Here is an 11,778-nt window from a genome sequence, read left to right on the forward strand (position 1 = left end):
GCGGCGCCATTTTCAATCGCAGTGCGTCAATCGAATTGTCATCCCGGTCCAAGCATGGAAAAAGTCAAAAGACGAAGAACACGGGTCTAGGGAAGCGGTGATGAGCGAAGCTGAGCTGCCGGAACGCGAAGGTATGGATTATGACGTGGTGGTGGTTGGCGCAGGGCCAGCTGGCCTCGCCACCGCCATCCGCCTCAAGCAGCTCGCGGGCGAACGGGGAGAAGATGTCTCCGTGGTCGTCGTGGAAAAGGGCTCCGAGGTGGGCGCCCACATCCTTTCCGGCGCGGTGGTCGATCCCTCTGGGCTTGACCTGCTTTTCCCCGACTGGCGCACCGAAGGCGATGCGCCCCTGGTGACGCAGGTGGAGGACGACCGCTTCTACCTGCTCGGCGCGGGCGGCGGCGTCCGCCTGCCCAATTTCCTCATGCCGCCGCTGATGAACAATCACGGCAATTATATCGGCTCACTCGGCAATGTGTGCCGCTGGCTCGCCCAGAAGGCCGAGGCGCTGGGGGTGGAGATCTATCCCGGCTTCGCCGCTTCCGAGATCCTTTATGACGACAAGGGCGCTGTGGCGGGCATCGCCACCGGCGACATGGGTGTCGGCCGCGAGGGCGAGCCCAAGCCCGAATTCACCCGCGGAATGGAATTGCGCGGCCGCTACACGGTGTTCGCCGAGGGCGCGCGCGGCCATCTGACCAAGCAGCTCATCGCCAAATACAGCCTGGACGCCGGTCGCGAGCCGCCCAAATTCGGCATCGGCCTGAAAGAGTTGTGGAAGGTGAAGAAGGAAAAGCACCATCCCGGCCTGGTGCAGCACGCCTTCGGCTGGCCGCTGGACCACAAGACCGGCGGCGGCGCCTTCCTCTACCACATGGAGGATGAGCAGGTGATGGTGGGCTTCGTGGTCCACCTCAACTACCAGAACCCCTATCTCTCGCCTTTCGATGAGTTCCAGCGCTTCAAGACCCACCCCTTCTTCGCTGACACGTTCGAGGGCGCCAGGCGCATCTCCTATGGCGCCCGCGCAATCACCGAGGGCGGCTATCAGAGCGTACCCAAGCTGTCCTTCCCGGGCGGAGTGCTGGTGGGCTGCGGCGCCGGCTTTGTGAACGTGCCGCGCATCAAGGGCAGCCACAATGCGGTGCTCTCCGGTGCGCTGGCCGCCGAGCATCTGGTGCCGGCCCTCGCCGAAGGGCGCGGCCATGACGAACTGGCCAGCTTCGAGGGCGCCTGGCGCCATTCCGCCATCGGCGAGGACCTGCGCAAGGTGCGCAACGTGAAGCCGCTCTGGTCCAAATACGGCACCTTCATCGGCATCGGCCTCGGCGCCGTCGACATGTGGACCAACACGCTGGGCTTCTCGCTGTTCGGCACGCTCGGACATGGCAAGACCGACGCGGCGTCCCTGAAGCCGGCCTCCGAATGCAAGCCCATCGCCTATCCCAAGCCCGATGGCGTACTGACCTTCGACAAGCTGTCCTCGGTGTTCATCTCCAACACCAATCATGAGGAGGACCAGCCGGTCCATCTCAAGGTGAAGGACATGGCGCTGCAGAAGGCGTCCGAGCACGACGTGTTTGCCGGACCGTCCAACCGCTATTGCCCGGCGGGCGTCTATGAATGGGTGGAGGAGGCCTCCGGCCCCCGCTTCCAGATCAACGCGCAGAATTGCGTGCACTGCAAGACCTGCGACATCAAGGACCCCAACCAGAACATCGTCTGGACCGCCCCGGAAGGCGGCGGTGGGCCGAATTATCCCAATATGTGAGGCTGCACCTCATATGCGCGTGCGAATGGCCGGGGCCTCCCCCCGGCCATTTTCGTTTGTGAGTGGCCCGCTCAATGCCCCGGGAATGCCAGGAGTGCGCGCACCGGAACCCCCATGGCGCGCAAGCGGTCCGCGCCGCCGAGATCGGGCAGATCCACCATGAAGCAAGCGGCCTCCACCTTCGCGCCGATGGAACGCAAGAGCTTCACCGCACCTTCCGCCGTGCCGCCGGTGGCGATCAGGTCGTCCACGAGGATCACGCGCTCACCGGGCGCCACGGCATCCACATGCATTTCCATCTCGTCCTGGCCATATTCCAGGGCATAGGCCATGCGCACGGTCTCGTGGGGCAGCTTGCCCTTTTTGCGGATCGGGACGAACCCCGCTGAGAGCTGATGGGCCACCGCCCCACCAATGATGAAGCCCCGCGCCTCGATGCCGGCCACTTTGTCGATCTTCGCCCCCGCCCAGGGCTGGACCAGTTCATCAATGGCCCGCCGGAAGGCCCGGGCATCGCCGAGCAGGGTGGTGATGTCCCGGAACAGGATGCCGGGTTTGGGATAATCGGGAATGGTGCGGATGGCGGCGGAGAGGTCGAAGCTCTTGAAATCGCTCATGTGGCCCGTCTCATGGTCTTGGCGAAGGCGACCCTGTCGGGCCGAGCGCCGGATCCGCGTCCTTGGGATCACGGCAGCGGCCAATATGCGCGGGGCATCCCCGCCGGTTCAATGCGGACCGCGACGAATCCGCTGGCGGCGGATCGGCTTCCCGCCATCGTGAAGAGGGAGCCGCCTTCCGACGCGCCCCTCCCCTGATCCGCGATTCTCCCCGCGCCGTAACAGCGGACAGGCAGCACGCGACGTGAGGCCATCCCCTCGTCGGCAAGACCGGAGAATGCCATGTTTCTCACCCGACGCGTCTTCGCCCTGGCGGCATTTGCCGCGCCCCTCGCAGGCGCGATCCCCGCACACGCAGCGACGTTCCAGCCCTACACGCCGGCCGCCTTCGCGGCCGCCACCAAAGCCGGTGGGCCGGTCTTCGTGCATGTCTATGCGCCCTGGTGCCTCCAATGCCGGGCACAGGAAGGCATCTTGGAACGCCTCATGGCCGAGCCCCGCTATGCCAATGCCACCTTCTTCCGAGTGTCCTATGACCAGCAGAAGGACGTGGTGGCCAAGCTCGACGTGCCCCGCTCCACCCTCATCGCCTACAAGGGCGGGCGTGAGACCGGCCGCATGTCCTGGGGCGTGACGCAGGATGCCGTGCAGAAAGTGCTGGATACCGCCGCCTGAGGCCGCGCTATGTTCATCGTGCTGAGCCTTCTGGCGGGGCTGCTCACCATCCTCAATCCCTGCGTGCTGCCGCTGGTACCGGTGATCATTGCCGGAGCGGCGGCGTCCAACCGGCTCGGCCCTGCAGCCCTCGCGCTGGGCTTGGCGCTGAGCTTCGCCATCAGCGGCACGGTTCTGGCAAGCGCGGGAATCGAGTTCGGAGAATGGTGGCCGCTGCGGGCTACGGCGGCCCTGCTTCTGCTCGGCACCGGCCTTGCCTTGCTGGTGCCGGCCCTCGGCGCACGCCTTTCGGCCCTGGCCGAGCCGATGGCCGGCCTCGCCAGCCGCCTCTCAGGTCGCCTTCCGCCCGGCCTTGTTGGCCAGTTCGGCACAGGCGCGCTGCTGGGGCTAGCCTGGGCACCGTGCATCGGGCCGACGCTGGGGGCGGCTTTCGTTCTGGCGGCCGCGGAAGGCACGCGTCTGGCCGCGACCCTCTCCATGGCGGTCTTCGGGTTCGGCGCCGGCGTTTCGCTTCTGGCCGCCGGCTACGGCATGCGCCATCTCACCGGTGCGGGGAAGTCGCGGGTGGCGGGCATCTCGTCCACGTCCCGGCGGATATTCGGCTTCGCGCTGAGCCTTGTGGCCCTCCTGATCCTCACCGGCGGTGACAAGGTGATCGAGGGCGCCATCGTGCAAGCGCTTCCCAACTGGTTCGTGACCTTGGCCACGCGCGTGTGAGCCCGCAAACGAAAACAGGCCCCGCGAGGGGCCTGTTTCAGGTCGGCAATGACAGGCGCTCAGTGCGCCACGTCCTTCCAGATTTTCTTCTTGGTGAAATAGAGCAGCCCCGCCAGGACCACCAGGAAGATCATGACCTGGAAGCCCATGCGCTTGCGCGCATCAAGGTGCGGCTCGGCCATCCACATCATGAAGGCAGACACATCACGGGAATACTGGTCCACCGTCTGGGGCGTGCCGTCCGTATATTCCACCTGCCCGTCGCTCAAGGGCTTGGGCATGGCGATCTGGTGGCCGGGGAAATACTTGTTGTAGTGCAGGCCCGGCTGCACGGTGGTGCCCTCCGGCGGCTCCACATAGCCGTTCAGCAGTGCGTGGATATAGTCCACGCCGTGCTCCTGATACTGGATGAAGGCGTCGGTGATGAAGCCGGGGAAACCCACATGGTAGGAGCGGGCCTTGGCGAGCACCGAGAAGTCCGGCGGATAGGCCCCACCATTGGCCGCGCGCGCGGCCTGATCATTGGGGAAGGGCGAAGGCCAATGGTCTGACAGACGGCCCGGGCGCTGGAACATGTCGCCCTGGTCGTTCGGTCCGTCCGTGATCTGATATTCCGCCGCCACCGCCTTGGCCTGCGCCTCCGAGAAGGAGGGGCCGCCGGGCTGGGCGAGATTGCGGAAATAGAGGTAATTGGCCGAGTGGCAGGCGGCGCAAACTTCGCGGAACACCTTGAAGCCACGCTGAAGCTGCGCCGTGTCGTACAGGCCGAAGGGCCCGGCGAACGACCAGGATTCGCGGTGGGGGCGGTCATCATGCCCGCCCTCCGCCGCCCGGGCGGGGGCCCCGAACAGGAGGGCCGCCGCGACCGCGCCGAAGAGAATGCTGCGCTTGATCATTGCTCTGTGCGCTCCCGATCAGCCCTTGGTGTGGGGGGCGGAGGCCCCGGCCACGACGGTCGCCCCACCCTTGGCGAGAACCGCATCGGCGATGGAGGCCGGCAGCGGCTTCGGCTTCTCGAACAGGCCGAGCAGCGGGAGGATCACGAGGAAGTGGACGAAATAGTAGACGGTTAGAATGCGAGAGGCGATCACGTAGCCGCCTTCGGCCGGCTGGGAACCCAGATAGCCGAGCCCCACCGACACCACCACGAAGATCCAGAAGAACTGGCGATAGAGCGGACGATAGCGGGCCGAGCGTACCTTGGAGGTGTCAAGCCAAGGCAGGAAGGCCAGCACCGCAATGGCGCCGAACATGGCCAGCACCCCGCCGAGCTTGTCCGGCACCGAACGCAGGATCGCATAGAAGGGCAGGAAGTACCATTCCGGCACGATGTGCGCAGGGGTCGAGAGCGGATTGGCCGGGATGTAGTTGTCGGAGTGGCCGAGATAATTGGGAATGTAGAAGATGAACCAGGCGAAGAAGATCAGGAACACCACCGTGGCGAAGATGTCCTTGACCGTCGCATAGGGCGTGAAGGGCACCGTGTCCTTGGCGACGCTCTTCACATCCACACCCGCCGGGTTGTTCTGACCCACATGATGCAGTGCCCAGATATGCAGGCCGACCACGCCCGCGATCATGAAGGGCAGCAGGTAATGCAGGGCGAAGAAGCGGTTCAGCGTGGGATCACCCACCGAATAGCCGCCCCACAGCCACTGCACGATGGTTTCGCCGATCCAGGGAATGGCGGAGAACAGGTTAGTGATGACGGTGGCGCCCCAATAGGACATCTGGCCCCAGGGAAGCACATAGCCCATGAAGGCCGTGGCCATCATCAGCAGGTAGATGATGACGCCGAGGATCCACAGCACTTCGCGGGGCGCCTTGTAGGAGCCGTAATACAGGCCGCGGAAGATATGGATGTAGACGGCGACGAAGAACATGGAGGCGCCGTTGGCGTGGATGTAGCGGATGAGCCATCCGAAATCCACGTCGCGCATGATGTGCTCGACCCGGGCAAATGAGATCGGCGCATAGGCCGTGTAGTGCATGGCAAGGACCACGCCGGACACGATCTGGCAGATCAGCATGAACGTCAGGATGGCCCCGAACGTCCACATATAATTGAGGTTCTTGGGGGTCGGATAGGCGACGGCGGAGGAATGGGCGAGCCCAATGAGCGGCAGGCGGCTTTCAAACCAGCGCGCCACCTTGCCCTTGGGCTGGTAGGTGGAATGTCCTTCCATGGGGAGCCAACCTTTGTTGGGGGCGACGCGGCGTCAGCCGATCACGATCTTGGTGTCGGAGAGGAACTGATAGGGCGGAACCGGCAGGTTGAGCGGCGCCGGCCCGACGCGCACGCGGCCGGACGAGTCGTATTGGGAACCGTGGCAAGGGCAGAACCAGCCGTCATAATTGCCCTGGTGGCCGAGCGGAACGCAGCCCAGATGCGTGCAGATGCCCACGACCACCAGCCAATTGTCATGGCCAGCCTTCACCCGGTCCTGGTCGGTCTGGGGATCGATGAGCTGGCTCAGCGGCACCGCGCGCGCCAGTTCCACATCCTTGGCTGCACGATTGAAGATGAAGATCGGCTTGCCGCGCCACTGCACGGTTACGATCTGGCCTTCAGAGATGGGGGAAAGATCGACTTCCGTGGTCGAGAGAGCGAGCACCGAACGGTCGGGCTGGAGCTGGGCGATGAAGGGCCAGACCATTCCCGCCACACCGACGGCGCCCACGGCGCCGGTCGCGATGTAGAGGAAGTCCCGGCGGTTGGTTCCCGTCGTCTCCGTATGTGCCACGGTGCTTTTCCTCCCTGTCCGACCCTCGGACCCTGCCGCGCAGCGAATTTTGGGGCAGCTCACGCCGATTGCCCCGGTCAGCGCGCGGCGAGAGGCCGAGTGCAACAGCTCCGCATGACGCCCAGCGCCACCTTCTAGTGTCTCTAATTGCACCCTCTTTTTTCCTTGTCCAGATCAGGACTGTGCGGCACGCCGTCCCGTCCGACGCCAGCAAATGCGCGGCTTTGACGCAGGTGCGGGAATGGTGCGCTGCACACAATCGCGCAGCGGCATTCCGCGGCGCCATCCGGCACCTCCGGCAAAGCGAAGAAGCGGTCCAAAGACGTGCGCCAGGACGAGTGCCGGCGCATCATATTCTCGCCCCCGACGGCGCCCCGGACTGCCGGTGTGCAGGTCCCGCGCCTCCCTGCGCTTTGTCCGGCACCCGCTTGATTTTTGATCGGTGCTGGCGTCTGTCGCCTCATGGCGCGACTTTGCCCCTCCCTTCCCTCCTCCTTGTCCCTGGCCAGCTCCCGGCGCCCCTCCGGAGCCATGGACGTTCCGGAACAAAAGAAGGGACAGCCATGATCCTTGCTCTTTATTGTCCCGACATCGCTCAGAATGCCGGCACCTGCCTCAGGACCGGTGCGTGCTTCGGCGTGCCCGTGCACATCGTCGAGCCGGCAGGCTTTCCGGTGGGCAACGCCGCCTTCCGGCGCGCGGGCATGGACTATGTGGACGCGGTCGAGTGGGTGCGGCACCCCTCCTTCGAGGCATTCAACGGGTGGCGGCGAAGCGAAGGGCGGCGGCTCGTGCTCTTCACCACGCGGGGCGCCTCCTCTTACGCCACGTTCCGCTTCCAGCCGGATGACGTGCTGCTGTTCGGTCGCGAATCGGCGGGCGTTCCGGATGCGGTGCATGCCTGTGCCGATGCGCGCCTGGTGATTCCCCTGCGGCCCGGCATGCGCTCCTTGAATGTGGCTGTCTCCGCCGGCATCGCATTGGCCGAGGGACTGCGCCAGACGGACGCCTTCCCCCCTCTCCCCGCCAGCCCCTGAGGCTCGCCCGTCCCGCTCGAAGCGGTCTGGCGACCACCGGTGAGGCGCTGGCCGCACGCGGCGGGCGCGCCCAAGATTGGCAGGTTCCCGACGCACGTGCTCGGGCAACGAGCGAGAAGTTTGATAGACAGGTCGTACCGGACGCCCGCCGTCCACGACGCCAGGAGATCGCCAGGAGCCCCCATGCTGCCGCCCGATATCGAAGATCGCAAAGCCCGAGCCCGTGCCTGGTTCGAGGAATTGCAGGGCCGGATCATTGCCGCCTTCGAAGCGCTTGAGCAGGAGGCACCCGCTGACCTTTATCCAGCCGCCCCCTCTTCCTTCTTGCGCACCCCCTGGTCCCGCACCGACCATTCGGGCGCGCCGGGGGGAGGCGGCACCATGGCCATGATGCATGGCCGTCTGTTTGAAAAGGTGGGCGTCCATACCTCCACGGTGTATGGCGAGTTCGCGCCGGAGTTTCGTGCCCAGATTCCCGGCGCGTCGGAAGATCCGCGCTTCTGGGCGTCCGGCATCTCACTCATCGCCCACATGACCAATCCTCATGTGCCCGCCGTGCACATGAACACGCGATTCGTGGTGACGACGAAGTCCTGGTTCGGCGGCGGGGCCGACCTCACCCCCGTGCTCGACCGGCGCCGCACCCAGGATGATCCGGACACGCGCGCCTTCCACGCGGCTATGGAAGGGGCCTGTGCCGGACATGAGGTGGCCGATTACCCGCGCCTGAAGGCCTGGTGCGACGAATATTTCTTCCTCAAGCACCGCAACGAGGCGCGCGGTATTGGCGGCATCTTCTATGATTGGCTCGATAGCGGGTCGTTCGATGCGGATTTCGCTTTCACCCAGGATGTGGGCCGTGCCTTTCTCGACATCTACCCTGCCTTGGTGCGCGCGAACGTCTCGATACCTTGGACCGAGGCGGATCGCGAGGAGCAATTGGTGCGGCGCGGGCGCTATGTGGAGTTCAACCTGCTCTATGACCGCGGCACCATTTTCGGCCTGAAGACGGGCGGCAACATCGCCTCCATCCTATCCTCCATGCCGCCCCTGGTGAAATGGCCCTGACAGGGGCCGCCCGCCGCCGCGGATCCGCACCCATGGCCAGGGCCAGGGCGCGCCTTGTGTGATCGCAGTGTCATGGAAGCCCGCTATCGCATGGGCATCGCAGCGGAGTTGCTTCCATGGCTATCGCCCCCGGTGAAATCGTCCAGTTGAAATCCGGCAGCCCGGCCCTGACCGTCGTGGCGGTCGAGGGGGAAAAGGTCGAAGTGGTGTGGTTCTCCGAGGAGGCCGGGGAATTCCGGTCCCAGTCGCTCCCCCTCGTGGCGCTTGACGAACTGGAAGTCGAGGAGTTCGAACTCGACGAGGATGACGAGGACGAGGACGAGGAAGAAGAAGCCGACAAAGACTGAGGGACGCGGCGTTCGCTTCCCTTTGCGGTTTCAGCCCCCACGCTCGGCAAGCACGGTGGAGAGGATGTTCTCCACCGTTTCCATTTCGTCGGGAAAATCCAGCGCACGCCAAAGGCTCTCCGCCCGACGCAGGACGGCACCGAGGTGCGGTCCCGGGCTGATGCCTCGTGCCTGAAGGTCTGCGGCTCTGAAGGGTGATTTGGGCACCAACCAAGTGCGCACCACCCTGAGCGCTGCCCCCGCCGCCACAGCACTTTCCTCATCCCGCGCGGCCGCCTGAAGGATTACGTCCTGCGCCCCCAGCGCGCCCCGGTCATAGATGAGCCGCCGCGCATCCGCCGGGGATGACGGCATCGGACCGGCTTGCGCCATCCCCATCAGCCGCCCATGCTCGCTGTTGGAGAGCCGCAAACGCTCGCGCAGTCGATCCGCATCCTCCACAATGCGGACCCCGACCGCTCCGAGCCTTCGCAGGGCACAGAGGGGCTCCTCAAGCGTCTCTTCCAGTCGCGCCATGCGGTCCAATGCGCTCAGATGGCCGATGCCGCCCAGGACACGGTTCAGAAAGCCGGTCTCGCTCATCAGCCGGACCGTATCGGGCGCCCTGGGAGCCTTGAGCAATTTGATGATCTCTCGGCCGATCCGCTCCCGGGAAAGGCGCGCCATGCCCTCCCTTTGCCGCAACGCCGCCCGCAGCGCCGCCGGATCCATGGCGCCCCGGCCATAGCCGGCATGGAAGCGGAACAGGCGCAGGATGCGAAGATGGTCCTCTCGGATGCGGGCTTCCGCATCACCGATGAAGCGAACCCGCCCCGCATCAAGGTCCGCCAGCCCTTCGACGAAATCGATCACCTCGCCATCGCGCCCGGCATAGAGCGCGTTCATGGTGAAGTCCCGGCGCAGCGCATCGGCGCGCCAGTCGCGACCGAATCGGACCACCGCGTGGCGCCCGTCGGTCTCCACGTCCTCGCGCAGTGTCGTCACCTCGAAGCCGATGCCGTCGGCGACAACGGTCACGGTGCCATGCTCAATCCCGGTGGGAATCGCCTTCAACCCGGCTCCCCGTGCCCGCCGCATCACTTCGGCCGGGTGCGCAGTGGTCGCCAGATCCACTTCTCCGGCCGGACGGCCGAGGAGCGCGTCCCGAACGGCGCCGCCCACGAGCCGCACTTCCTCCCCCTCGCCGTCGAGCACCGCCAGCACCCGGCGCAGCGGCGGGCTGTCCAGCCACGCAGAACCGGCGAGGGTCCGAACCGTCACTTCAGCTGGCCCGGCTTGAAGACGCCGTCTTCCACCCGCGCAGGTGTATAATGAGCACCAGGCTTGGCCCCCCGCTCTTCCTCGAAAAAGAATAGCCCAGCGGCCACGAGCACCAGCGCCGCGAGCGACAGGAGCATGATCGCCTTCGGTGTCCAGTGCGCGAGGACGAGGGTCCGGTGGTTGAAATACATGAACGCCGCATAGGCAGCGAATGGCAGCAGGAACAGGCTTCCTTCGATCAGCAGCGCGCGCAGCATCAGGCATAGACCCGTTCGTAGAGGTTTCTCAGCATCCCCGCGGTCGCTCCCCAGATGAAATGATCCTGGTAGGGCATGGCATAGAAATGACGCAGCACGCCATTGCGCAGCCCGGACTGGCGCTGATGGTTCGAGGGCGCCATCAGGAAGGTCAGCGGTACTTCGAAGGCGTCCTGCACCTCCGCCGGATTGATCTTGAGATGATAGTCTGGCGAAATCCGCGCCACCACCGGCACGATCCAGAAGTTGGTGCTGGAGAGATAGCCGTCGAGAAAACCGAGCGGCGTGATGAAGCCGGCTTCCAGACCCACCTCTTCCCAAGCCTCCCGCAGCGCCGCCGCCACCTCATCCCGGTCGCCGGGATCGATGCGGCCGCCGGGAAAGGCGATCTGTCCGGGATGGTGGGACAGCTTCTCCGAGCGCAGGGTCAGAAGCACCGTGGGCTGGGGCCGCGCCACCACGGGCACCAGCACGGCCGCATGGCGGGGCGCCCGCTGCGGGACGTGAAGCGCGGGGTCGTCGGAGAGGGAATGGTCGCCATTCACCTGCGCGCCCTCTGCCATGGGCGGGGGCGGCGCCTGCAGCAGCCGGCGGCGGGCGCGGGCGAGGAAATCCTCCAGCGGATCAAGCGCGATCTCGCTCATGCGGAGGCTCGGTCGAGATCGGCAGCCGCCATCATGGGATAGAAGCGCCCGCCCGAAGCGACGCCGAACATGGCCACACCTTCCACTTCGCGCACCTCCCCCATATCGGCCAGCTCGATGAAGACCGACCGCGTCAGGCGTGCCTCCAGTCCTCGCCGCACATGCACATAGGGGCGCACGTCCCCCGCCGCGGCACCGACCGCGAAGCGCAGATCGTGGCCCGGACCGCACCGCACGATATCGTCGAGATTGGTGCGGAAGACCAGCACCGGGCCTTCCTCCATCTCTTCGCGTGCCACATCCACAGCCAGGAACGGCGCGTCTTCAACGGCCAGGCCGATTTTTTCGGCCGGCGTCTTCAGGACGAAGCGTGCCCCCTCGCGCGTCAGGACGGAGGCGAACAGGCGCACCAAAGCAGGCCGGCCGATGGGTGTACCGGCATAGAACCAGGTGCCGTCAGCGGCGATTCGCATGTCCATGTCGCCGCAATCGGGCGGATCCCACTTCTCCACCGGAGCGGGCCCCCGTCCACCGGCGGCGGAGGCGGCGGCAATCAGGCCATCGAGGCGCGAGGGCGTGGTCTGAGGCGACGGCGCACCGCCGGCAGGTTCTCCCATGGGACACCTCTCAAGGAGTTGAGG

General features: G+C 65.8%; 14 protein-coding genes. 6 read left to right on the forward strand and 8 right to left on the reverse strand.

Features of this window, described 5'->3' with window-relative positions:
• Positions 1–100 precede the first annotated feature (100 nt).
• On the forward strand, positions 101–1,771 hold the full coding sequence (locus tag J5J86_RS21935) for an electron transfer flavoprotein-ubiquinone oxidoreductase (protein ID WP_209102120.1): 1,671 nt from the start codon (positions 101–103) through the stop codon (positions 1,769–1,771).
• 71 nt (positions 1,772–1,842) lie between these two features.
• Here J5J86_RS21935 and J5J86_RS21940 read toward each other — a convergent pair whose 3' ends face one another.
• Positions 1,843–2,388 carry an adenine phosphoribosyltransferase gene (locus J5J86_RS21940; protein WP_209102121.1) on the reverse strand — a complete coding sequence of 182 codons (546 nt, stop codon included), beginning with the start codon at positions 2,386–2,388 and terminating at the stop codon, positions 1,843–1,845.
• A gap of 282 nt (positions 2,389–2,670) precedes the next feature.
• Here J5J86_RS21940 and J5J86_RS21945 point away from each other — a divergent pair, with 282 nt between their 5' ends.
• Entirely contained in the window at positions 2,671–3,063 is a 393-nt protein-coding gene (locus tag J5J86_RS21945) for a thioredoxin family protein (protein ID WP_209102123.1), read from the forward strand.
• A gap of 9 nt (positions 3,064–3,072) precedes the next feature.
• Positions 3,073–3,780, forward strand: coding sequence for a cytochrome c biogenesis CcdA family protein (locus J5J86_RS21950; protein ID WP_209102125.1), 708 nt, complete (start codon positions 3,073–3,075; stop codon positions 3,778–3,780).
• A 59-nt stretch (positions 3,781–3,839) separates the two neighbouring features.
• On the opposite strand, the gene J5J86_RS21955 is transcribed toward J5J86_RS21950, so the two are convergent.
• From J5J86_RS21955 to petA, 3 genes are read right to left on the reverse strand one after another with little or no spacing between them, the layout of a single operon-like run.
• The gene (locus tag J5J86_RS21955; protein WP_209102127.1) at positions 3,840–4,676 is read right to left on the reverse strand and encodes a cytochrome c1; all 837 of its coding nucleotides are present in this window, start codon (positions 4,674–4,676) and stop codon (positions 3,840–3,842) included.
• 18 nt (positions 4,677–4,694) lie between these two features.
• Positions 4,695–5,966 (reverse strand): cytochrome b, encoded by a 1,272-nt coding sequence (locus tag J5J86_RS21960; protein ID WP_209102129.1) that lies wholly within the window; start codon positions 5,964–5,966, stop codon positions 4,695–4,697.
• 33 nt (positions 5,967–5,999) lie between these two features.
• Positions 6,000–6,524: a ubiquinol-cytochrome c reductase iron-sulfur subunit gene (gene petA, locus J5J86_RS21965; RefSeq protein WP_209102131.1), complete on the reverse strand. Its 525-nt coding sequence runs from the start codon at positions 6,522–6,524 to the stop codon at positions 6,000–6,002.
• A gap of 563 nt (positions 6,525–7,087) precedes the next feature.
• Here petA and J5J86_RS21970 point away from each other — a divergent pair.
• The 3 genes from J5J86_RS21970 (at position 7,088) to J5J86_RS21980 (ending at position 8,976) form a co-directional block, all read left to right on the forward strand.
• Positions 7,088–7,561: a tRNA (cytidine(34)-2'-O)-methyltransferase gene (locus J5J86_RS21970; RefSeq protein WP_209102133.1), complete on the forward strand. Its 474-nt coding sequence runs from the start codon at positions 7,088–7,090 to the stop codon at positions 7,559–7,561.
• Between the two features lie 183 nt (positions 7,562–7,744).
• Complete coding sequence (gene hemF, locus J5J86_RS21975; protein ID WP_209102134.1) at positions 7,745–8,629, forward strand: oxygen-dependent coproporphyrinogen oxidase; 885 nt, start codon at positions 7,745–7,747, stop codon at positions 8,627–8,629.
• A 116-nt stretch (positions 8,630–8,745) separates the two neighbouring features.
• Positions 8,746–8,976, forward strand: coding sequence for a DUF2158 domain-containing protein (locus J5J86_RS21980; protein WP_209102142.1), 231 nt, complete (start codon positions 8,746–8,748; stop codon positions 8,974–8,976).
• Between the two features lie 30 nt (positions 8,977–9,006).
• On the opposite strand, the gene J5J86_RS21985 is transcribed toward J5J86_RS21980, so the two are convergent.
• Genes J5J86_RS21985 through J5J86_RS22000 form a run of 4 tightly spaced genes read right to left on the reverse strand, consistent with a single transcriptional unit; the run spans position 9,007 to position 11,754 of the window.
• A complete protein-coding gene (locus J5J86_RS21985) occupies positions 9,007–10,236 on the reverse strand; it encodes a CCA tRNA nucleotidyltransferase (protein WP_209102144.1) in 1,230 nt (409 codons plus the stop codon).
• Positions 10,233–10,493, reverse strand: a complete 261-nt coding sequence (locus J5J86_RS21990) for a DUF6111 family protein (RefSeq protein ID WP_209102146.1) — start codon at positions 10,491–10,493, stop codon at positions 10,233–10,235. The genes J5J86_RS21985 and J5J86_RS21990 overlap by 4 nt, the downstream gene beginning before the upstream one ends.
• Complete coding sequence (locus J5J86_RS21995) at positions 10,493–11,137, reverse strand: CoA pyrophosphatase (RefSeq protein ID WP_209102148.1); 645 nt, start codon at positions 11,135–11,137, stop codon at positions 10,493–10,495. Before J5J86_RS21995 ends, J5J86_RS21990 begins: the two co-directional genes overlap by 1 nt.
• Positions 11,134–11,754: a DUF1285 domain-containing protein gene (locus J5J86_RS22000; protein ID WP_209102150.1), complete on the reverse strand. Its 621-nt coding sequence runs from the start codon at positions 11,752–11,754 to the stop codon at positions 11,134–11,136. The genes J5J86_RS21995 and J5J86_RS22000 overlap by 4 nt, the downstream gene beginning before the upstream one ends.
• Positions 11,755–11,778 lie beyond the last annotated feature (24 nt).

Source organism: Aquabacter sp. L1I39 (genome assembly GCF_017742835.1).
Classification (GTDB): domain Bacteria; phylum Pseudomonadota; class Alphaproteobacteria; order Rhizobiales; family Xanthobacteraceae; genus L1I39.